Annotated in this window: 29 protein-coding genes, 1 tRNA gene and 1 pseudogene; 16 read left to right on the top strand and 15 right to left on the bottom strand. The window is 54.4% G+C overall.

All coding sequences use genetic code 11. The features are described 5' to 3' along the window. The first annotated feature begins 60 nt into the window (after positions 1 to 60). The 7 genes from rpmI to BLU63_RS22925 all read left to right on the top strand — a co-directional run bounded on the left by rpmI (position 61) and on the right by BLU63_RS22925 (position 4,983). Positions 61 to 255: a 50S ribosomal protein L35 gene (rpmI, locus tag BLU63_RS22895; protein ID WP_002553160.1), complete on the top strand. Its 195-nt coding sequence runs from the start codon at positions 61 to 63 to the stop codon at positions 253 to 255. 28 nt (positions 256 to 283) lie between these two features. Beyond that, positions 284 to 640 carry a 50S ribosomal protein L20 gene (gene rplT / locus BLU63_RS22900; RefSeq protein ID WP_007905879.1) on the top strand — a complete coding sequence of 119 codons (357 nt, stop codon included), beginning with the start codon at positions 284 to 286 and terminating at the stop codon, positions 638 to 640. 109 nt (positions 641 to 749) lie between these two features. Then, the gene (gene pheS, locus BLU63_RS22905; protein ID WP_007905876.1) at positions 750 to 1,766 is read left to right on the top strand and encodes a phenylalanine--tRNA ligase subunit alpha; all 1,017 of its coding nucleotides are present in this window, start codon (positions 750 to 752) and stop codon (positions 1,764 to 1,766) included. 26 nt (positions 1,767 to 1,792) lie between these two features. Beyond that, a complete protein-coding gene (gene pheT / locus BLU63_RS22910; RefSeq protein WP_083376302.1) occupies positions 1,793 to 4,174 on the top strand; it encodes a phenylalanine--tRNA ligase subunit beta in 2,382 nt (793 codons plus the stop codon). A gap of 3 nt (positions 4,175 to 4,177) precedes the next feature. Next, positions 4,178 to 4,480, top strand: a complete 303-nt coding sequence (gene ihfA, locus BLU63_RS22915) for an integration host factor subunit alpha (protein ID WP_002553164.1) — start codon at positions 4,178 to 4,180, stop codon at positions 4,478 to 4,480. Continuing rightward, a complete protein-coding gene (locus tag BLU63_RS22920; RefSeq protein ID WP_003179985.1) occupies positions 4,461 to 4,817 on the top strand; it encodes a MerR family transcriptional regulator in 357 nt (118 codons plus the stop codon). Before ihfA ends, BLU63_RS22920 begins: the two co-directional genes overlap by 20 nt. An 89-nt stretch (positions 4,818 to 4,906) precedes the next feature. Then, positions 4,907 to 4,983, top strand: a tRNA-Pro gene (locus BLU63_RS22925). A gap of 69 nt (positions 4,984 to 5,052) precedes the next feature. On the opposite strand, the gene BLU63_RS22930 is transcribed toward BLU63_RS22925, so the two are convergent. Then, positions 5,053 to 6,234, bottom strand: coding sequence for a tyrosine-type recombinase/integrase (locus BLU63_RS22930; RefSeq protein WP_231990968.1), 1,182 nt, complete (start codon positions 6,232 to 6,234; stop codon positions 5,053 to 5,055). Beyond that, complete coding sequence (locus tag BLU63_RS33390; RefSeq protein ID WP_231990906.1) at positions 6,120 to 6,521, bottom strand: hypothetical protein; 402 nt, start codon at positions 6,519 to 6,521, stop codon at positions 6,120 to 6,122. The genes BLU63_RS22930 and BLU63_RS33390 overlap by 115 nt, the downstream gene beginning before the upstream one ends. A 158-nt stretch (positions 6,522 to 6,679) precedes the next feature. Between BLU63_RS33390 and BLU63_RS22935 the strand changes: the two genes are divergently transcribed. Next, on the top strand, positions 6,680 to 7,066 hold the full coding sequence (locus BLU63_RS22935) for a DUF6864 domain-containing function (RefSeq protein WP_083376304.1): 387 nt from the start codon (positions 6,680 to 6,682) through the stop codon (positions 7,064 to 7,066). Further along, positions 7,059 to 7,436 (top strand): hypothetical protein, encoded by a 378-nt coding sequence (locus BLU63_RS32850; RefSeq protein WP_144443486.1) that lies wholly within the window; start codon positions 7,059 to 7,061, stop codon positions 7,434 to 7,436. Before BLU63_RS22935 ends, BLU63_RS32850 begins: the two co-directional genes overlap by 8 nt. Before the next feature lie 20 nt (positions 7,437 to 7,456). Here BLU63_RS32850 and BLU63_RS33395 read toward each other — a convergent pair whose 3' ends face one another. The 3 genes from BLU63_RS33395 to BLU63_RS22945 form a co-directional block, all read right to left on the bottom strand. Beyond that, the gene (locus tag BLU63_RS33395) at positions 7,457 to 7,756 is read right to left on the bottom strand and encodes a hypothetical protein (protein WP_231990907.1); all 300 of its coding nucleotides are present in this window, start codon (positions 7,754 to 7,756) and stop codon (positions 7,457 to 7,459) included. Between the two features lie 63 nt (positions 7,757 to 7,819). Then, on the bottom strand, positions 7,820 to 8,038 hold the full coding sequence (locus BLU63_RS33400; RefSeq protein ID WP_231990908.1) for a hypothetical protein: 219 nt from the start codon (positions 8,036 to 8,038) through the stop codon (positions 7,820 to 7,822). An 89-nt stretch (positions 8,039 to 8,127) separates the two neighbouring features. Then, positions 8,128 to 8,709: a BAR domain-containing protein gene (locus tag BLU63_RS22945; RefSeq protein ID WP_083376305.1), complete on the bottom strand. Its 582-nt coding sequence runs from the start codon at positions 8,707 to 8,709 to the stop codon at positions 8,128 to 8,130. A 62-nt stretch (positions 8,710 to 8,771) separates the two neighbouring features. Between BLU63_RS22945 and BLU63_RS22950 the strand changes: the two genes are divergently transcribed. Then, the gene (locus tag BLU63_RS22950; RefSeq protein WP_083376306.1) at positions 8,772 to 9,422 is read left to right on the top strand and encodes a hypothetical protein; all 651 of its coding nucleotides are present in this window, start codon (positions 8,772 to 8,774) and stop codon (positions 9,420 to 9,422) included. Between the two features lie 19 nt (positions 9,423 to 9,441). Here BLU63_RS22950 and BLU63_RS22955 read toward each other — a convergent pair whose 3' ends face one another. After that, complete coding sequence (locus BLU63_RS22955) at positions 9,442 to 11,247, bottom strand: DNA cytosine methyltransferase (protein ID WP_083376307.1); 1,806 nt, start codon at positions 11,245 to 11,247, stop codon at positions 9,442 to 9,444. A 47-nt stretch (positions 11,248 to 11,294) separates the two neighbouring features. Between BLU63_RS22955 and BLU63_RS22960 the strand changes: the two genes are divergently transcribed. Both BLU63_RS22960 and BLU63_RS22965 read left to right on the top strand, forming a co-directional pair. Continuing rightward, positions 11,295 to 11,993 (top strand): hypothetical protein, encoded by a 699-nt coding sequence (locus BLU63_RS22960; protein ID WP_083376308.1) that lies wholly within the window; start codon positions 11,295 to 11,297, stop codon positions 11,991 to 11,993. A gap of 59 nt (positions 11,994 to 12,052) precedes the next feature. Then, a complete protein-coding gene (locus tag BLU63_RS22965; RefSeq protein WP_144443485.1) occupies positions 12,053 to 12,286 on the top strand; it encodes a hypothetical protein in 234 nt (77 codons plus the stop codon). A gap of 22 nt (positions 12,287 to 12,308) precedes the next feature. On the opposite strand, the gene BLU63_RS22970 is transcribed toward BLU63_RS22965, so the two are convergent. After that, a complete protein-coding gene (locus tag BLU63_RS22970) occupies positions 12,309 to 12,674 on the bottom strand; it encodes a hypothetical protein (protein WP_083376310.1) in 366 nt (121 codons plus the stop codon). A gap of 173 nt (positions 12,675 to 12,847) precedes the next feature. On the opposite strand from BLU63_RS22970, the gene BLU63_RS22975 reads away from it, so the two are divergent. Further along, the gene (locus BLU63_RS22975) at positions 12,848 to 13,531 is read left to right on the top strand and encodes a DUF2971 domain-containing protein (RefSeq protein WP_146381596.1); all 684 of its coding nucleotides are present in this window, start codon (positions 12,848 to 12,850) and stop codon (positions 13,529 to 13,531) included. Here the strand turns inward: BLU63_RS22975 and BLU63_RS22980 are convergent. From BLU63_RS22980 to BLU63_RS32855, 8 genes and pseudogenes are all read right to left on the bottom strand, one after another. Further along, the gene (locus BLU63_RS22980) at positions 13,520 to 14,821 is read right to left on the bottom strand and encodes an ISL3-like element IS1411 family transposase (protein ID WP_011920678.1); all 1,302 of its coding nucleotides are present in this window, start codon (positions 14,819 to 14,821) and stop codon (positions 13,520 to 13,522) included. The genes BLU63_RS22975 and BLU63_RS22980 overlap by 12 nt on opposite strands. A 229-nt stretch (positions 14,822 to 15,050) precedes the next feature. Further along, positions 15,051 to 15,395 carry a hypothetical protein gene (locus BLU63_RS22985; protein WP_083376312.1) on the bottom strand — a complete coding sequence of 115 codons (345 nt, stop codon included), beginning with the start codon at positions 15,393 to 15,395 and terminating at the stop codon, positions 15,051 to 15,053. 75 nt (positions 15,396 to 15,470) lie between these two features. Then, complete coding sequence (locus BLU63_RS22990; protein ID WP_083376313.1) at positions 15,471 to 15,932, bottom strand: hypothetical protein; 462 nt, start codon at positions 15,930 to 15,932, stop codon at positions 15,471 to 15,473. Then, positions 15,929 to 16,171 (bottom strand): hypothetical protein, encoded by a 243-nt coding sequence (locus BLU63_RS22995; RefSeq protein ID WP_083376314.1) that lies wholly within the window; start codon positions 16,169 to 16,171, stop codon positions 15,929 to 15,931. The genes BLU63_RS22990 and BLU63_RS22995 overlap by 4 nt, the downstream gene beginning before the upstream one ends. 2 nt (positions 16,172 to 16,173) lie before the next feature. Continuing rightward, a complete protein-coding gene (locus BLU63_RS23000) occupies positions 16,174 to 16,836 on the bottom strand; it encodes a lambda exonuclease family protein (protein ID WP_083376315.1) in 663 nt (220 codons plus the stop codon). Continuing rightward, positions 16,836 to 17,084: a hypothetical protein gene (locus BLU63_RS33405; protein ID WP_010455865.1), complete on the bottom strand. Its 249-nt coding sequence runs from the start codon at positions 17,082 to 17,084 to the stop codon at positions 16,836 to 16,838. The genes BLU63_RS23000 and BLU63_RS33405 overlap by 1 nt, the downstream gene beginning before the upstream one ends. Before the next feature lie 34 nt (positions 17,085 to 17,118). Then, a pseudogene (locus BLU63_RS33410) lies at positions 17,119 to 17,346 on the bottom strand (recombinase RecT); the annotation flags it as partial. A gap of 492 nt (positions 17,347 to 17,838) precedes the next feature. Next, positions 17,839 to 18,216, bottom strand: a complete 378-nt coding sequence (locus tag BLU63_RS32855; RefSeq protein ID WP_156877439.1) for a hypothetical protein — start codon at positions 18,214 to 18,216, stop codon at positions 17,839 to 17,841. A 476-nt stretch (positions 18,217 to 18,692) separates the two neighbouring features. On the opposite strand from BLU63_RS32855, the gene BLU63_RS23020 reads away from it, so the two are divergent. The 3 genes from BLU63_RS23020 to BLU63_RS23030 are packed head-to-tail and all read left to right on the top strand — an operon-like array spanning position 18,693 to position 19,985. Next, positions 18,693 to 19,106 (top strand): arsenate reductase ArsC, encoded by a 414-nt coding sequence (locus tag BLU63_RS23020; RefSeq protein WP_083376316.1) that lies wholly within the window; start codon positions 18,693 to 18,695, stop codon positions 19,104 to 19,106. Positions 19,107 to 19,115: 9 nt separating this feature from the next. Beyond that, a complete protein-coding gene (locus BLU63_RS23025) occupies positions 19,116 to 19,487 on the top strand; it encodes a metalloregulator ArsR/SmtB family transcription factor (protein ID WP_083376317.1) in 372 nt (123 codons plus the stop codon). Between the two features lie 27 nt (positions 19,488 to 19,514). Then, positions 19,515 to 19,985 (top strand): arsenate reductase ArsC, encoded by a 471-nt coding sequence (locus BLU63_RS23030; RefSeq protein ID WP_010455861.1) that lies wholly within the window; start codon positions 19,515 to 19,517, stop codon positions 19,983 to 19,985. The last annotated feature ends 36 nt before the right edge of the window (positions 19,986 to 20,021 follow it).

Raw genomic sequence — 20,021 nt, forward strand, 5'->3', positions numbered from 1 at the left:
TCATCAGGGCACGGCAGGCCTTCTGATTATGTTTATCAACTGAATGCGGAGTATCCGAACATGCCAAAAATGAAAACGAAAAGTGGTGCTGCTAAGCGGTTTCTGAAAACTGCTAACGGTATCAAGCACAAGCACGCTTTCAAGAGCCACATCCTGACTAAAATGTCGACCAAGCGTAAGCGTCAACTGCGCGGTAGCAGCTTGCTGCATCCGTCTGACGTGGCAAAAGTCGAGCGCATGCTGCGCCTTCGTTAATTTTAGTCAAGAATAGAGGAAGTAACTCATGGCTCGTGTAAAGCGTGGCGTCATTGCCCGTAAACGTCACAAAAAAATTCTGAAACTTGCTAAAGGCTACTACGGCGCTCGCTCGCGCGTATTCCGTGTTGCCAAGCAAGCGGTAATCAAGGCAGGCCAATACGCCTACCGTGACCGTCGTCAGAAAAAACGTCAGTTCCGCGCTCTGTGGATCGCTCGTATCAACGCTGGTGCACGTATCAACGGTCTGTCCTACAGCCGTTTCATCGCCGGCCTGAAAAAAGCGTCCATCGAGATCGACCGTAAGGTTCTGGCTGATCTGGCAGTGAACGAAAAAGCGGCGTTTGCTGCGATTGTCGAGAAAGCTAAAGCCACCTTGGCTTAAGTACCCCCGACAGTCACCCGGTCTCACCTCTGTGGGACCAGGTGTTAAACGTCATAAATAGGGGAAGAGCCTTCAAGCTCTTCCCCTATTTTGTATCTGGAGTCTGTACATGGAAAACCTGGACGCGCTCGTCTCTCAAGCACTAGAGGCTGTGCAAAGCGCTGAAGATATCAATGCCCTGGAGCAAATCCGGGTTCACTACCTTGGCAAGAAGGGTGAATTGACTCAGGTGATGAAGACCCTGGGGAATTTGCCGGCAGAAGAGCGTCCGCAAGTCGGCGCCCTAATCAACGTTGCCAAGGAGCGTGTCACAGAGGTTCTCAATGCCCGCAAGGCGCTGTTTGAAGAGGCCGATCTGGCCGCCAAACTGTCTGCCGAGTCCATTGACGTGACCCTGCCTGGCCGCGGCCAGACCTCGGGTGGTCTGCATCCGGTTACTCGTACTCTGGAACGTATCGAACAGTTCTTCACCCACATCGGCTACGGCATCGCCGAAGGTCCTGAGGTCGAAGACGACTACCACAACTTCGAAGCGCTCAACATCCCAGGCCATCACCCGGCCCGGTCGATGCATGACACTTTCTATTTCAATGCCAACATGTTGCTGCGCACCCATACCTCGCCGGTACAGGTCCGCACCATGGAATCGAAACAACCACCGATCCGCATCGTCTGCCCAGGCCGTGTGTACCGTAGCGACTCCGATATCACCCACTCGCCGATGTTCCACCAGGTCGAAGGCCTGCTGGTCGACCGCGACATCAACTTCGCCGACCTCAAAGGGACCATCGAAGAGTTCCTGCGCGTGTTCTTCGAAAAAGAGCTGGCCGTGCGTTTCCGTCCTTCGTACTTCCCGTTCACCGAGCCGTCCGCTGAAGTCGACATGGAATGCGTGATGTGCAGCGGCAAAGGCTGCCGCGTCTGCAAACAGACGGGCTGGCTGGAAGTCATGGGCTGCGGGATGGTTCACCCGAACGTGCTGCGCATGTCCGGAATCGACCCGGAAGAGTTTTCGGGCTTTGCCTTCGGCATGGGCGTTGAGCGTCTGGCCATGCTGCGTTACGGCGTGAATGACTTGCGTCTGTTCTTCGACAACGACTTGCGGTTCCTCGCGCAATTTCGCTAGTCGTAACGAATTCTTAGGAGAGCAGGATGAAATTCAGTGAACAATGGCTGCGTGGCTGGGTAAGCCCGCAGGTAAGTCGCGACGAGCTGGTTGCCCGTCTGTCGATGGCCGGTCTTGAGGTCGATAGCGTTACGCTGGCCGCCGGTGAATTCAGTGGCGTGGTCGTGGGTGAGGTGCTGAGCACCGAGCAGCACCCGGACGCCGACAAGTTGCGCGTTTGCCAGGTCAGCAATGGCTCGGAAACCTTCCAGGTTGTGTGCGGAGCGCCAAACGTGCGCCCTGGCCTGAAGATCCCGTTCGCCATGATCGGTGCCGAACTGCCAGGCGACTTCAAAATCAAGAAAGCCAAGCTGCGTGGCGTTGAATCCAACGGCATGCTGTGCTCGCAAGCCGAGCTGCAAGTCGGCGAAGGCAACGATGGCCTGATGGAATTGCCGGCGGATGCGCCGGTCGGTCTGGATATTCGCGAGTACCTGAGCCTGGACGATGCCAGCATCGAGGTTGACCTGACCCCGAACCGCGGCGATTGCCTGTCCCTGGCCGGTCTGGCCCGTGAAGTCGGCGCGCTGTATGACGCTGAAGTCACCCGTCCGGTGGTGGCTGTCGTGCCCGCCGTGCATGACGAAGTGCGCTCGATCGAAGTACTGGCGCCAGCCGCTTGCCCGCGTTACCTGGGTCGTGTGATCCGTAACGTCGATCTGTCCAAGCCTACGCCGCTGTGGATGGTCGAGCGCTTGCGTCGTGGCGACGTGCGCAGCATCGACGCTGCCGTGGACATCACCAACTACGTGATGCTTGAGCTGGGTCAGCCGCTGCACGCGTTCGATCTCGCTGAAATCAATGGCGGCATCCGCGTGCGCATGGCCGAAGAAGGCGAGAAGCTGGTACTGCTCGACGGCCAGGAAGTCAGCCTGCGTAGCGATACGCTGGTGATTGCCGACCATACCCGCGCCTTGGCCATCGCCGGCGTCATGGGGGGCGAGCACAGTGGCGTCAACACCGCGACCACGCGTGATGTATTCCTGGAAAGTGCGTTCTTCGATCAGATTGCCGTCGCTGGCAAGGCTCGTTCTTACGGCCTGCACACTGATGCTTCGCACCGCTACGAGCGTGGCGTGGATTGGCAATTGGCCCGCGAAGCCATGGAGCGCGCCACTGGCCTGCTGTTGGAAATCACTGGCGGCGAAGCTGGCCCGATCATCGAAACCGTCAGCGAACAGCACCTGCCGAAGATTGCTCCGGTCACCCTGCGTGCGCAGCGCATCACTCAGATGCTGGGCATGGAAATGGAGTCGGCCGAAGTCGAGCGTCTGCTCAGCGGCCTGGGCCTGAAGATTGCTGCAGATGGAGCAGGGCAGTGGCGCGTTGAAGTGCCAAGCCACCGCTTCGACATCAGCCTGGAAGTCGATCTGATCGAAGAGCTGGCCCGTCTGTACGGCTACAACCGTCTGCCGGTTCGCTACCCGCAAGCTCGCCTGGCACCGCAAGCCAAAGCCGAAGCGCGCAGCGATCTGCCTGAACTGCGTCGCCTGCTGGTGGCGCGTGGTTATCAGGAAGCGATCACCTACAGTTTCATCGATCCGAAACAATTCGAGTTGTTTAATCCGGGTGTCGAGCCGCTGCTGCTGGCCAACCCGATCTCGAATGACATGGCGGCCATGCGCTCGTCCTTGTGGCCCGGTCTGGTCAAGGCGCTTCAGCACAACCTGAACCGTCAACAGGATCGCGTCCGCTTGTTCGAAAGCGGCCTGCGCTTCGTTGGTCAGCTGGAAGGCCTGAAGCAAGAGCCGATGATTGCGGGTGTTGTTTGCGGTAGCCGTCTGCCGGAAGGCTGGGCTCAGGGTCGCGATGTCGTGGATTTCTTCGACGTCAAAGCCGACGTGGAAGCGGTGCTGGGCTTTGCCGGTGCACTGGATTCGTTCACTTTCGTGCCGGGCAAACACCCTGCGTTGCACCCGGGTCAAACCGCGCGCATCGAACGAGAAGGTCGCCTGGTTGGGTTCGTCGGCGCTATCCACCCTGAATTGTCAAAAACCCTCGGTCTCGACCGTCCGGTTTTCGTCTTCGAGCTGGTTCTGGCCGAAGTGGCATTGGGAAAAATGCCAAAATTCCAGGAGTTATCACGCTTTCCTGAAGTGCGTCGTGACCTGGCACTGATTGCGTCCACAGACGTTGCGGCCAGTGCCGTACTGGATGTAATCCGTGAAAATGCAGGCGAATGGCTCACAGACCTCAGGCTATTTGACGTGTATCAGGGTAAAGGCATTGATCCTGATAGAAAAAGCCTTGCAGTCGGCTTGACCTGGCAGCATCCATCGCGCACTCTTAATGACGATGAGGTGAATACCACGACGCAAAACATCCTCACCTCGCTCGAACAAAGGTTGAACGCCACGTTAAGGAAGTGACGTATGGGGGCTCTGACGAAAGCTGAGATGGCGGAACGTCTGTATGAAGAGCTGGGCCTGAATAAACGGGAGGCCAAGGAATTGGTCGAACTGTTTTTTGAAGAAATCAGGCACGCTCTTGAAGACAACGAACAAGTCAAATTGTCCGGTTTCGGCAATTTCGACCTTCGGGACAAACGCCAGCGGCCTGGCCGCAATCCGAAAACGGGTGAAGAAATCCCGATCACGGCTCGCCGTGTGGTCACCTTTCGTCCAGGGCAGAAGTTGAAGGCCCGAGTTGAGGCTTATGCTGGAACCAAGTCATAACGACGAGCTACCCGTCATCCCAGGCAAACGCTACTTCACCATTGGTGAAGTCAGCGAGCTGTGTGCGGTAAAACCGCACGTGCTGCGCTATTGGGAGCAGGAGTTTCCTCAACTCAACCCCGTCAAACGCCGCGGAAACCGCCGGTATTATCAGCGACAAGACGTGCTGATGATCCGGCAGATCCGCGCGCTTCTTTATGATCAAGGGTTCACCATCGGCGGCGCGCGCTTGCGTTTGTCCGGCGATGAAGCCAAAGACGACACCACCCAATACAAACAGATGATTCGGCAGATGATTGCTGAGTTGGAAGATGTGTTGGTTGTCCTCAAGAAATAATTTCCTGCATTTGAATACTTCCAGTTTTCAAAAGCTTGCGATATATTCTTGAGCGTTCTTCGAGAAGAGGAACGAGTTTCACGCCTAGTCGGGGCGTAGCGCAGTCCGGTAGCGCACTAGCATGGGGTGCTAGGGGTCGAGTGTTCGAATCACTCCGTCCCGACCATATTTTTCAATGACTTAGGCCAATGTTCGCGCATTGGCCTTTTTCATGCGTAGGGACTTTTGCGGGGGTTCATGCGGTTTTCCTCCTCAGGATGGTCAGTGCCGGTCCCCGCGAATCGGTGGCTGACACTTTGTTTGCCTCTGTAATCAGCTGCTCAAGCTCTGCTGTAGAATAGTGGCTCGTAACACTGCCATTCTTGTGCCCCAAGAGCGCCTTCCGATCCTCCAGCGTCACGCCCGCCGCACGAAGCCTTCTGCCAAAGGTGTGCTTGAGGTCGTGAACTCTGATCGATCTGAACCCGGGGTGAGCCGGTGATTTGTGTTCCGCTTCCCACTTTGCCGCCGCTCTCACCCTGGCCTTCTTCCACGCTGTGTCATTCATCCGGTGCATCGCGGTTGGTCCACGCTCGTCCGTCTGCCCGTACGGGAAGACGTAGGTCGGGTGCAGACCGCGCTGTCCATCGATGACCGACATCGCCACCTTGTTCAGCACCACCAGTCTCTCGTCACCGTTCTTCACGCCGGACTTTTCATTCCTCCCGCCGAAGTCAGCCGGAATCAAGAACACACTCGTATCCAGCTCCGGAACCCGAATCTCCCAATCCCATTGCAGCTTGCAGACTTCCTGCTCCCGTGAGCCTGTATTCACCTTGTAAAGCGACATCCTCAATAGGTGATCAGGGATCTCAGAGAATAGCGTCGACTGCTCTGCCCACGACATTGGGTAGGGCTTTCTGCTCGACTTCTTTTCTTCCAGCATCGAGATCATCGGCACGCTATCCAGCCACGGCCGCTTCTCCGCATCTCGCCACTTCCTGTGGCACAGGTTCAAGATCCGAACGACACGCTGTAATGCGATGTTCACGGTCCGGTTCGACACGCCTGGCTTTACCTTCCCACTCTTTGTTGTTGTAGGTTGCTGCCGGTCTCGCTTAAATGCAGCCAAGGTTCCGTCATCTATATGAGTGATCGGCAGATCACCGATGTACGGGTCCAGCTGTTCAATGTGCGATGCGGACAAGCTGATGGATGCCTGATCCTTGAATTCCACCAGGAACCGGGTAGCTGCCTCGCGCCAGGTTCGCACCTGGCGTACTCCGTAGACTTTCTCCTGTCTGAGCTTTTCCAGACGGTGGATCAAGTACTGCTCGGCTTCTTCCCTTTCGCTTGATCCAGTGCTTTCTTGAAGTCGCTGACCTCGGACGACTTTGTCGATGTGCCAAATCCCGTTCCTCTCATAGAGGCCGGAGATTGTTTTTCGCGCCATTTATTGACTCCTTGGCGCCCACTGCGGGGCTGATTGTTGTCCTGATTGACCGCTTTTTCAATTGCCATGGACTCGACATAGGCGTCTGCCCACTGGTCGAGCTCCAGCCGATCGAAGCCGATGCCCTGTTTCCCGATCGGGAATTCCCGAACGTTCGGCCTGACCGTTTTGTTGAATTCATCCCGGCACATGCCGAGGTAGCCGTATGCCTCGCCGGCGCGAATGAAGCGCGGGATGATGGGCGCGACCTGGGCCGCGCTTCGATTGGACATAGCTGTCTCCATGCCGCTTGTAGCGGCTCAGGCGGTGTGGGAAGTGGTTGTGATTTTGGCGAGAATTTCAATCTGGGATAGTTTATGCTGGGTGTCTTTCTTAACATCCAAGCACTGCCGAATTTGAGAAGCAGTAGATCGAAAGTTGGAAGACATAAATGATCGAGCATAAAGTAAAAGTTGGTGACTACACGGTTGTCTGCTCTGGAGTGGTTGTTATACCAGCAGGGATAAAAGAGATTGCTATAGAGTTTGGTGGGCTTAACTTTACATTTGAGTTTGTGGTTGATGAAAGTGGTCCAGGTTTATATATTAAAGGCAAGGATAAAACTTTGCTGGTCAGTGTAAAAAACTACACTTTTGAAAACTCTACTTCCGGTCGCGGTAAAACTAACGAGTTTATGAGAGTTGGCTTGTTTAATGGCGAGGCATTATTCGTTTCTTTTATAATAGCTACTAGGAAAAACAATAGCAGGGTGTTGACCTATACATTTGCATCTCAGCCGGATACCGATGATCGGGTTGAAGGGGATGCCGATGAATAGCGAAGATAAAGTCGATCACGTTGATTCAATAGACGTTAAATCGCGACCGGCTAATAGAGTGGACACTGTAGAAAAGAACGAGCGTCCAAGTAAGCGATCTTGGGTGTCATCAGTTTTGATGTCACCATTTTCAGCTGTAATAGGAAAAGGCGACGAAGCGAAAGACTCTGTTGTCTGGTATGTTATTACTAGGGTGGTGAGGTTAGCCTCAGGGGTGCTGTTTTTTCTTTTCGGTGTTGATTTATATTATCATCAAGGGGAAAACTGCATGAATATTTTGAAAGAAGCTTGGAACGTATTTGTTCCTATCATTACGTTAGCTATGGGATATCTGTTTGGCAAACAGAACAAGGCGTCGAGTACTGAGTAAGCCGCTGAGATTGGAACGCTTCATTCGGGCAGCTTTGGAATGTGGGTCAGAGTGCCATCTAGGATCGCAGCCTTGATGGCCTCGAACTCCCAGGCGTAATACTGGGATTCGACGCAGACGCGCATTTCGCCGTAGTCATGATTCTTGCGTCGGATGAACGCCTCGGCGGCATCCTTGGTGAAATGGCTATTCACGATCTCCCAGCGCTGGTGCCAGCCGGTGACGGTATGGTCTTCCAAGTCGCTGAGGGCTTCCCATTGATCATCTTCATCGAGTTCGAGGAAGCGGCATTCCCGATCTGCCATGAGCTGGTCGTTCAATTCCCCGCGCTCATCATCATCCAGGTCGTCCCAATATTCCTTTGGGCTGAACCATGAGCGATCTTAGTGGCAAACCACCCGCCCTTCGGCGAAGTCGATGTCGAATCCGTAGTCGATGCGCTTGGTCTGCACGGTGAACAGCGCGGCCGCTGTGTGGTGCCATTTAACTCCGGCACCGTTGCAGTCATGACGAAGGCGTTCTACGAAGTCGGCCCACGTCGCGGCGTCTAGGTCGTGACCGGTTGCCAGGCTCGGCGCCGGCTCAGCGATTTGGTTTTCCATGGGCATTACCTGTTCTTTGCCGCTATAGCGGCTGACTTTGAAGGGGGAGGGAGTAAGGTTTTTGCGGGAGGAGTACAGATGTACTCCTGTCAGGATTCGGCTGATTCTGCCGCTGGGTGCGTCGAGTTCCAGCGTTCGAAAGCTTCTTGAGTAGTGGCCGCTTCGATCTTCTCGCCGCACTGGTAGCAGTGCGCAACGCCGCCATCTGCACCGACATCGCGATGCCCTTGTTTGCACGGGTTCATGTGCCAGTCATCAATCGGCTCGGCCGCGGCTTCAGCTTCGTCGACAACCAACCTCATCCCGCAGCAGTGGCAGAAATTCATGCCGTTCTCTACCGGACCGTCATCGTGGAATGACCAGGTGGTGCCACAGGCGCTGTTCCAGATACCGCTATCGTCGTCTTGGCTCCACTCGCAAGCCTTTGAGAAATCGTCGATCAGCTGATCCGCTGCGTGCAGGCGCAGCTGCAGGGCGTCACGCTCGGCGGTGATGCGTTCGAAGTGCTGGGCCAGCGTGCATGCGAAGTCGCCGGCCAACCGCTCAGCGATGTACTGGCGGTAGTCGTGACGCTTGAGTACAGTCTTGAACAGGTTGGCGATGTAACTCCGTCCGCCATCTGGCGTGTTCAGGTCAAAGCCGGGCTCGGCCGAATGGTTTTCTCGGGACATGGGGATACCTCAATGCTTCGGCACAGTAGAGTCGGAAGCAGGTCATAAGGAAGGTGGTTTTTATGGGCAGGGTGCTTGCGATAATTGGGATTGTTCTTACTGTTCTCTACGCGGTTTTTGCTTGGTGGTTAATTGGTGACCGAATTCAAACGCTTCGATCTATGGGGCTGAACGAGGTCGGAGATTTTCTAGCTGGCGCTTTTGGCCCTCTAGCAATCCTCTGGCTTGTTTTGGGTTTTTTTCAGCAAGGTATAGAGCTTCGCCAAGGAACTGATGCTCTCAGGTTACAAGCTCAAGAGCTAAATAATTCCGTTGTTCAGCAGTGCGAAATGGTTGCGGCACAAAAAGCCAATCTGCTGAATTACGAAAGGACACTAGAGCCTATTTTGCATCTAGACGTTAGTGACAGTGGATGGAGCGAAGGGGAGTTCTATGTCAGCCTGAATATAAATAATACCGGCGAATATTGTGAGTCAGTAATCATAAAGTTATTTGCGACCGATAATGGTGAAAGAATCGCTGACCCACTCATAACCGGAGCCTCTTGTTCTGTACGATTTGACGGTCTTCATGAGTGGGAGGACTTTGAAGTTGTCGTTGAGTACAAGACAAGAAGCGGCGCGTCTAACTCGCAAAAATTTAGTGCTGCAAGTTATGATGAAGAGGGTTATGGGTATAACTATTATGTGAGAAAGCTTCCTTTCCTAAATTAATCTTTCAGTATTGATTTACTTAAGCTGCTAGGTGTTGGTAAAGCTTGATGATGTCAGCAGCATTGGCCGCGACCAGTGCTTCGGCTTCGTCAGGGCAGACGCTGTTGCCGATCAGCCGGACCTGGTCCGTCTTGTTGATGTCGCGCCACTCTTCGGCACCGGTGACCGGGTCAACGAACAACCCGCGATCGATGATGTAGTCCTTGTCGAAGCCCTGCGCAGCCTTCAACTCAGGCGGTTGCAGCATGCGCAGGGTGATGTCGACCAGCACATAGCCACCGACCATGACCATCTGCGCCGGGTCTTTGAAATGCTCCGGCAGATACGAGTGCATGAATGCAGCACAACGGCGGGCGCCTTCCATCTGCTCCGGGGTGAGCGTGTCCGGTACCTGCACCACCTCAACCAGTGCTACTCGGTCTTTCGTTGGCAGCGTGTGCATTGGCTCGGTGAGCGAGATTCCGTCCTTTTCGTTGCCGTAGTACTTCACCAAGTAGGCGTTGACCAGTCGCTGATTGGCACCGGATTGGCAGATGGTGGATATGGGGTCGTAGGCCGAACGGCCATCGCCTCTGTAGTAGCCGCCATTCGCCTGTTCGAAGAACGCTGCAGATACCGCATGGTGCCCGGTGCTGGTAGCCACCACGTTGAGCGGCTCTGTTACCTCAGCTCCGACCGATCCTTTTCGCAGCGTCACCATGTTCGCCGCGGCCAACGCGAAGTGCCCGCCCTTGACCTGGGCAACTTGCGTGCGCAACGGTTCGACCGCGCTGAAGTTACGCTGCGCTGAGCCGTTGGCGCACTCGGTGAGGAATGGCGCTGCTACCGGCTGCACCAGTGCGTGATGAGTACCGCCGGCGCTGATGGTGGAGAGTGCTTGGTCCGTGCCGTGGGTGCTGGTGTGTGATTCCGAAGTTCCGCGCATTGGCACGATGAACGGCTTCGCGCTGGTCAGCACATGTCTCCAGCAGCCCTTGGCCACGCGGCGCATGGTGTTCACAGCCATCGGCTTGGCGCGAAAGATGGTGCGGCCCAAGTTGTTCCAGTCGATGCACTCCGCGGCGGTGCGCCAAGGTTGTTGTTTGGCGGTCGGCGTCTTGTGGCGTTTAGGCGCGGGCCAGACGATTGGCTGGCCATCGCTGCGTGCTACCAGGTACAGGCACTTCCTGATGGTCGGGGTGCCGGCGTTGGCCGCAATGCGCTCGCGCCACTCGACGTTGTAGCCAAGGCCTCGAACCAGCGCCTCCATCGGCACGAATTCGCCAATGGCCTGCATGATCTCCGGCATGTCCGGGTGATCGTCAGCAAGGCCCGTGCTGATCGCTGAGATAAACGCCCTGAAGGTGCGCCCGCGCTCTGCCTTGATTGGCTGACCTTCGTCGTCGATCGGCCCCCAGTCGCAGAACTCTTCGACGTTCTCCAAGAACAGAAGTCGCGACTTGGTGATGAACAGCCAACGAATCACCACCCATGCCAGCCCGCGAACGCCTCGGTCACGCGGCGCTCCGCCTTTCGCCTTGCTGTGATGGCGGCAATCAGGTGATGCCCAGATGATCGCCACTGGCTGGCCGCCGGTTGCTTCCCGCGGATCAACCTCGTACACATCGGCAACATAGTGTGCCGTCTTCAGGTGGTTGGCGCGGTGCACAGCCAGGGCGATGGGGTTGTGGTTTACCGCCACGTCCGGCTCCCGATACGCCCCGGCGATGCCGGTGCTGGCGCCGCCGCCGCCGGCGAACAGGTCCACCACCAGTTCTTTTTCGAACGGCAGGCCCATGCTTGGCTGGCCATGGATGAACTGGTGTTTCTTCTGTTGTGCGGACATAGGGGATCCTCACCGGTATAGTTCCGGGATCTACAGGGGAGTGGGTTATGACGCGTGACTGGGTGGTTTGGCTTGGGTGCTTTCTGCTATTCGGATGCGGAGCTGTTTGGGCTCAGATTCCAATAAAAACGGATTTTTTTGTTGTTGATAACATCCATGATTTATTTGAAATACTTGGCGCTCTTGCGACTATTGTGGCTGTTTGCGTTGCCGCGGCCAGTATCAATTCATGGAAGCATCAGGTTAATGCGGTGGCGGATTTAGAGTTGGCCCGCAACCTCGTAATATCTCTTCATCGTTATAAAGATTCCATTGTCGGAATGTGGGCAATTGCGGAGTTCGCAGCTGCTCAGGCGCAAGGTTCAGAGCAGCCGCCGATCGAGCTTTCTGAGCCGATTGACGCTGATTTCCAAAAATCACTGGATGAACTTAGTGAGGCCCAGCTGGAGGTAAAGGATCTTCTTTTGCGATGCCAGTCAGTTTGGAGAATCAACCTTAGTTCAGACTCAAAGGACCTTTTTCGCTTTGCTGATCGTTGTTCTCTGACCGTGAGAAACTACTTGCTCTTATCACGAAAAATCCCTGCTTCAGCCAACATGGCGAGACGAGTAAGAAAGGCCGTCACAACTCATTGGTCGTGGTTCGAAGAAAATGGCTGCGACACATACGAACTCGCGATTGCGCGGGCCAACGACCTTTCAGCCAGGCTTGAAAAAAGAATCGAGAAAAAGTTATCGGTGGCTTGATTAGGATGAGTGCGGTATTTGTGTTCGGCCCGGCATGGAGCCGGATCAAGGGGATATCGATGTCTACAGAACGTGAACGAGCACTTGAAATCGCTTTAATCGGGGTTCTTTCAGCGGTAGATCAGCAGGGCGTTGCACTAACCGACCTAACTGAGCGAGCCAAGCAGCTAATTTCCCTCTACCCGCGGGAAGCGTTAAATGGCGAAGCTCATGCGCAAGGCGCTGTCGCCGAGATTGAGCGTGCGCGCGCGAATATTGAAGAAGGTAAAAGGCTCTCGGAGGCTAAAGGCTAGGTGCTCTGTTGGGGTGAGCTTATTACGAAGGTTCGAAAATTTCGTCATCTGGCTCGCCTGGATGCTTAGCCAAATGCTGCAGTCCGGCAGCTCGCAACTGTCGCGACACCTTTTCACTGACAACAATAGGTGTCGTGACACAACGGAGCATCTTAGCCTGGGTCTCGAAGTCGGCCGTGATCAGGTTCATCAGCAACAACTGGTGAACCTCCTGCTGGCTGTTGATGCCGTGAGCTTTCATGACCTTCTTCACGTCAGGCTTAAACACCCCGGCGACTTCAACCGTAAACTTCTCGACGCCCAATGCAGCGTCCTTCGCTGCTGCCTTCTCGCGCTTCTTGCGCTGCTTTTTGGCTTCCGCCGTCGGCTCCTGCTGTTCCTCGGCCATGGCCTGCCTCTTCAATTCCGTGGGCCGGTAGATCCAGCCATGTCTGTCGGCGCTGAGCTATCCAGTCAGGCGCCGTCCCGTGACCGGATAGTGGCAATTTGGGGGTGGATGGGGTATTGCTGTTTACTTACCTAACGGCACTTGGTTTGATTTTGACCATTTCGGAGAACTGCGTGACTTCTGATTCGTTATACCACTACACAGATATTGCAGCGATTGCCTCAATTGTAAAAAACAAAAAATTAAGGCTTTCGAATACAGGATTTCTGAATGACTCTCAGGAATTGATCGAGGGATACAGAATATTGTCAACGCAACTTGATCTCTTTATTGCCGATTTGGTATCTAAGGAAGTCGAAGTGCCACGGGGCGCTTGGATTATTAAGGGGGCGTTTAACGCTAATGCTGAAAATAAGTTTGATCACAATATTTATACATGCTCCTTTAGTCGGGCTGCTAATTTACTTAGTCAGTGGAGGGCGTACGGTAGCTTCGCAATAGAGTTCTCAAGGTCCCAGCTCGAATGCAAATATAATCTTTATGAGTGCATTTATAATGACGATGAGAAAAATGGTAAAGCCCAGTCTATTCTGGAAAAGCACTCAGATAGTTTGAGTATAGGTCTTGATGAAGACCCTGATGACATTCTTGATGTGCACTTTGAAGAGTTTTTAGATTTCATGAAAACTGCCGGTATGTTCAAGAATAAATACTTTCAGGCTGAGAGTGAAGTTCGAATGGTGGAGGCGGGATATCATGCAGATGAGATTTTATATCGAGCGCGTGGTGACCACCTCGTGCCATATATGGAATTGACGGTTCCTAAGGAAAGTGGCTCTTCGCATTTAAGGGTGTAGCTGATTTCTAAACCCTCCTGACTTCAGCAAGCACCTGGCTATGTAATTGGTTAAATTTCTAAAGCCCAAGGCGGTACCTCGTAAGTGCTCAAGTCGCCCGTTGATAGCTTCTGTTGGACCGTTGCTGGTTCCTGGCCGGTCGAAGTAGGCAAGGATGCTCTCAGCGTATTTTTTCAGCGTTTCCCCCAAGCCTTTCACCTCGATGAGCGCTTTGGGCAAGTCGCTGGCTGTAATGATATTTATGACCTCTTCCATGAGTTTTTTACCACGTTTTCGATCCGGCTCGTTGTAGGCGCTGACCACCCGTTGGTACATGCTCCAGGTGCAATCCACTTCGAGGTGGTGCTCATCTGCAAACAGCTGGAACAGTTGCTTTTTGTTGGCGTCAGACAGGTAGCTGATCCGAGTCAGTAGCGTTCGACGGCTTTTGTAGAGCGGGTCATTTTTACGCCCTCTGCGGCCCAGGATGTCGTGTTGCACACGCCGGCGGCATTCATCCAGCATGTTGCTTGCCCAGCGCACGACATGGAAAGGATCCAGCACGGTTTGGGCTTGAGGCAGGGCTTCTTGCGCTGCAGATTTAAACCCCGTAAAACCGTCCATGGCAATGCTTTCGATCTGGTCACGCCACGATTTGGGGCGACTCTGTAGCCATTGCTTAAAGGCTTGTTTGGAGCGGCCTTCCAGCACATCGAGCAAGCGGGCCGGCCCGTTTTTGTTACGCACGGGCGTAAGGTCAACCACGATGGTGACGTACTTGTCACCACAGCGTGTATGTCGCCAAACATGCTCATCCACGCCCAGCACGGTCACACCGTCAAAACGTGTCGAGTCATTAAAAAGCAGGCGCCGTCCTTCGTTGATAATGGCATTATTAGCGGTGTGCCATGCAACATCAAGCTGGCTCGCAACACGAGATACCGACAGATGATCCAGCACGATGGCAGCTAATGCCCAGCGTATCGCCCCATATGAAAGCTTTGAACGTGGAGGTGCTGCACTGTTTGTATCTTCATGCCAGAAACAGCCGCAAGCACAACGCCAGCGACGGATACGCAGCAGCAATCTGGTTGGTCGTTGTCCGTAAGGTGTGTGAGCAAGATGCCTATCGACAGTACCGCGTGAAACACCAGCAGCCCCGCACTTGGGGCATGGCTCGGGTGCTTTGGTTAAACGACATTCGATGACGGCGCGCTCTGCACAAAGATGTTGTCCAGTGGCAGTCAGGCCGAGGTTATTCAGTTGGCAAAAGCTGGAAAGATCAGGGCTAGAAAAGGTAAGATTGTTCACGTCGGGGGCTTAGTTTTTGTTGGTGTGAGAGCTTACATTTTCTAAGATCCTCGACTCCTTTTCCAGCCGGTCAGATTTTTTCTACACCCTTAAATGCGAAGAGCCAGGAAAGTATCGTATCTATACACATTGGTCCTATCGCAAACCAAGCACTCGCTGAGGCCTCTTTAGTATCCTTGCTTCAATCGAATGACATGCACAATGTCTCTATTATTAAATCGGATATACCTTATAGATCTTGAAAGGAATAATTTGGATTTATTAACCCGTCCCCCGGATCGCGTTTAAGCTCGGCCAGACTCTCATTGCTGAACATCCGCGCCACGTTTTCGCTTATCTGCACTTTGTGGCGCGGGCTTTCCATTGCTTGGAATGACAGGGTCGGCCCGAGCGCATGCGCGTTCAGAATCAGGTTCTGCACCGCCTCGTTGATTTCCTCGATGCCGTTCCAGGCCATCAGTTCGTCAAGCTTCTGCCGGGTACCGAGCCTGACCCGATGTCGCAGTTCCTTCTCGTCGTACTCGATCCGCTTCTCGGCGGCCTTCGCCGATCGTTCTCGCCCACTCTTGGCCATGGCCTATGTCCTCTATCCCACTGGCCGGCATCGCCAGCCAGGTTTGTCGTTTTCGTTGCTGAACGCGGAACCGTCTCACGCTGCGACCTTGACCTGATTCCAGGCTCCAACCGCTTCAAAAATCCGTGCTGCATGAGCTTCGTCGAGCGACAAGGACTCCGGAATTGCAATCCATCCAGAAGCCACCATCTGGCTTTGATTGGCCGAGTCGCGCAGTTGCCTGTAGCAATGCTCGATCACGTCCTCCAGGTGGTCGGAGAGATAGACGCCGTCCGGCGCCACCTCTATCGACTTGCTGTAGCGGTCGCCGCGGACATCAATACAAAGAGCGCTCAGGTAGATCGTCCAGCGGTGGGCAATGCCACACATGGCCTGGCCAATCTTCCCGGGCGCGATGTTCTTGAGCGACTTGTAATTGATCATGCCCTGGTGGCCGCTGGGATCGATGTTCACCACTGCGACGTGGTTGGCGACCAACAGCGAACGACAGGATCGGTCGATGCGGGCCTTGAGGTTGTGCGGTTTGCGCTTGCTCATAATGCCTCCGCGAGTTTCCGCAGTGCCTTGCGCTCAGCAGCACTGATGGCGGGCCGACAGCGCTTGAGGATGGTTCCGGGGTCGATATTTTTGGAGCGCTCAACCGGCTCCGGATTGATATTGGCGGGCTCGGATCTGGAAAAGCGCCCGCCCGCGGCCAGGTGTTGTTCTACCTGGCTGGAAAGCTCCAGCGCCTTCTCACGCCGGAACTCGATGTCGTATTTCAGGTTGCTGATCATGATCAGGCTCCTAAACGATGGGCTTGCGCCCTGGCTTTGTCCGCGACCTCATCAACCATGCGATTCAGCTCCAAGTTGAACTGGACCAGCTCTTTGTGCAGGTTGGCGATGTAGTCTTCGTCGCGGTGGATCGTCTCGATGTAGGGCTGACACTCTTCATCTTGGCGAGAATCGAAAGACAGAAAGTCCCACCATTTCCGGCCCGTGACGAACATGCAGCCTTGGACCTGCGGCATATGTTCCTCGGGCATGCCTTCGAGCCAAGTCCTGACGTGTATCGCTTCGTTGAAGGGGCACTTCGATTCGGTGCCCCCGTCATCATTGATCAGGCCGTCTGGCGAACAGCCGAGCCAGTCGTACTTCGGGTGGACGATGAATTCTGACGGCATGACGATGTTGCCGGTTAGCATCTCGTAGGCGTCCTGAGCCTTCTGTTCTTCGGTGTGACCCCACTTCATGGAAGCGCTGCTGACGTTGTGCTTCGACTTCTTTGCCAGCCGTTCGAAACACAGTTCACGCATGTACGAGGTGCGCGCGCCCATAGGTTCGCGCTTGCCATTTTTGTCGGGCTTACCCCAGGCCACCACGTCTTTAAACCGGCTGGCGGTTACTCGGCCAGATCGGTCTGCATTCCACTTCTCAGTGCCTTGAAGTTCCGCTCTCACTACGCCGCTTCCTCGGCCTGAGACAGGCCATCGCTGGTGCCAGTCATCTCGGTGAAGTCGCCATCAACTGTTGCCGCCATACTCTTGAGCGCTTCGTGGCATTCGAGGCCGATAGCCGCACGCTGCTTGGGCTTGAGACCTGCCCAGGCTGCCGCATAGGCTTCGATGTCCTGCCGCTTCGCGACGAGCAAAAGGTCTGCGAATACTCCGTCGATTTCCGGCGACGGGGATTTCAGGCCGAACGACACACCCGCAGCGGCAGCGGTGTTTGAAGCCTGCTAAGAGTCGCGCCCATTTTTTGGTCACCAGGTAAGCAATCTGCTGCTTGGGGTCTTCCGTCCAAAGCGTAGAGTTTCGCGTGTGGACCTGGGTGAGCAGAAGATCCAGGACGCGTGGCTCGTCTTCGCCTTGGAGCCAATCCCACACTTCTGGAGCTGGGGCCGAGCGAATGCCGAAGCTGGAGAGCTCAGATAACTCAAGCAGTGACGCGGGAGGCTGTGGTCTGCTCACGTTTTTGTTCTTATACACTCTCGGCAGCCAGCCTAAAAATCAGGATGAACAATCTGCCCGCCCTGACTTGCAGGGGCAGATCATCGCGGTATAGGGTTTCTCGTTTATGTCACAGGATAAAATGTGAACAACACTACAAAATGGATCATAAGTACCGGCGTTGCCATTGTGATTGGATGCGGAAGTGGTGCATTCGCATACCTTCAATACTCGTCGCAACAATCCAGAGAGATGGGTCGCATTGAGGCCGAGAACAGTTATTTAACGATTCAAATCGTTCAGCTCAAGCAAGACAAAGAAAAGCTTATTGGCGATTTGAAAGCGTGGGATTTGGCATACCGCCAAAATGACACAGAATTATCGACTGCTCGATCCAGGCTTGCATCTGTACAAAACGACGAGTGTGAATCGATCTGGTTTGAAGTCCTTCGCCTAGAAACTGACGCAAGCTGGGCCGGAGCACACGACTACAGTTTGGACCGAAGACAAGAGCTACAGACCCAGATTGCAGAACACAAAAAAACCCATCAAGTTTGCCTTTCTTCCCGGAAGTAACTTTGAAACTCTCATCATCCAGGTGCCTTGGCGCTCAGCGATGGTTCGGATGGAAGCAACCCCGCCTGGTAGGCACGTTCGATCGCCTCCCAGTCGGGTTGCATGGTTGTCATTAAAAACATGCGCAAAACCCATTGAAGAAATGTCGTCTGGGCGATTCGGGGTAGTTCTCTTGAGCGCATTCTGGGTGGTGGTGCGAATGATCAATTGGAAGAGCGCGGAAAGCTCGGTCTGAAGACTCGCCAATTGCTGAATGGCGGCGTGATCGAGCTGTTTAAAAACATCGCTATCGATCAGGTTGTAGGCAATGGCCAAGGGTTGGTTGTGAAGGCGGGAGGCCAGATACTTCCACCTGTGGACCCAATCATTGTGGCGACTGGATTCCGACCTGACAGGAGCCTGCTCGCCGAGTTGCGTATCGCACTTGATCCCGCAACTCAAAGCGTACCTCGCCGGGTTGTTGCAAAGCCCAGTGCGCAGCAACCTGACCCGCCCTCGATGACCGGGGCGGTATAGGGGCGACCTTTTTTTTTCTTTTGCACATCCAGGTAGTCCTTGAACCAAGGGCGACCTATTTCTGCGTGAGTGACAGGTTTATTACAGAAACCATATATACATCGTCGCAGATATTTTAAGAGGCACGGAAGGCTGGCTAGCGCCTTGATACAAAGCTTTCATTGAAGGTGCTCGGCGGCGTCCAATCGTTTTGATGGATTAATGTTCGTTGGCTCTTTACCTTACATACGGAAAAACATATATTCGTCAAACCGCATATGAGCTGAGGCTTCACAATGACCAGCAAAGCCCGTGTTCTGTTTGTCTGTACTGCCAACGCTGCACGCTCCCAGTTGGCCCAGGCGTTGCTGAGGCATACCGATTCGGAGCATTTCGAGGCGTTCAGCGCCGGCACAACTCCAACTCAGGTAGATCCGCGCACCTTCGAGGTGCTTTCACACATCGGTGTGAGCACCGAAGGATTACGTAGCAAGTCGATAGACGAGTTCCATGGTGAGCGTTTCGATTACGTCATCACCTTGTGTGATAAATCCGCTGCGCAATGCCGGTCTTTACCTGGAGCGGGTGAGGCATTGGCCTGGAGTTTTGAAGACCCAGTCACCAGCACCAAACCCGATGCCTTCCGTCACACCCTTCACGAAATTCATGAGCGCATCAAGATGTTCGTCTTGGTCAAAAACAAGCACTGAGAAAACGATATGGCTGACCATCTGACACCGACCACTGTTTTCAAATGCCTTGCTGACGACACTCGGGTCCGCACGATGATGCTCATCACCCGTGAAGGAGAGCTTTGTGTTTGCGAGCTGACCTGCGCGTTGAACGAGAGTCAGCCAAAAATCTCCAGGCACCTGGCGCAACTGCGTACTTGCGGCCTGTTGTCGGACCGTCGGCAAGGCCAATGGGTGTATTACCGACTGCACCCGAATCTCCCTGATTGGGTTCATCAAGTGCTGACCACCGTGCTGGAAAGCAACAAGCACTGGTTGAGCCCTGATTCCAAACGCCTTGATGAAATGGGTGACCGTCCTGAGCGGGCAGCCGTGTGCTGTGAAAGCAAAATCGCCTGATTCCGCCTTCGACTACGAGATCGCTCGATGAAAATCCTGTTCCTCTGCACGGCCAATAGCTGCCGCAGCATCCTTTGTGAAGCGGTCTTCAATCACTTGGCACCGCAAGGCATGAAAGCCTACAGCGCGGGCAGTCAACCCAAAGGCGACGTGCATCCGCTGAGTCTCAAAACTTTGGAAAACGCTGGTATGTCGACGCTCGGGCTGTTCAGTAAGTCCAGCGATGTCCATGTGAATTTGGCACCTGATTTCGTCATCACGGTGTGCGACAAGGCAGCTGGTGAAGCTTGCCCGGTATTTTTTGGACCCGCCACCAAAGCCCACTGGGGGCTGGCTGACCCTTCGGAATACCACGGGACGCAAGAAGAGATCGATGCGGCTTTTGAAGCCACCTTGGAGCAGATCAAAACCCGTATTGAAGCTTTCTTGGCTTTACCGCTTGCCCGACTGAGTGCCGAACAGCTCAAGGCAGAACTGGCCCTGATTGGCATGCTGTAACCACAGGAACAATGACCATGAGTAAAAATCGCCTTT

Source organism: Pseudomonas mandelii, assembly GCF_900106065.1.
GTDB classification, from domain to species: domain Bacteria; phylum Pseudomonadota; class Gammaproteobacteria; order Pseudomonadales; family Pseudomonadaceae; genus Aquipseudomonas; species Aquipseudomonas mandelii.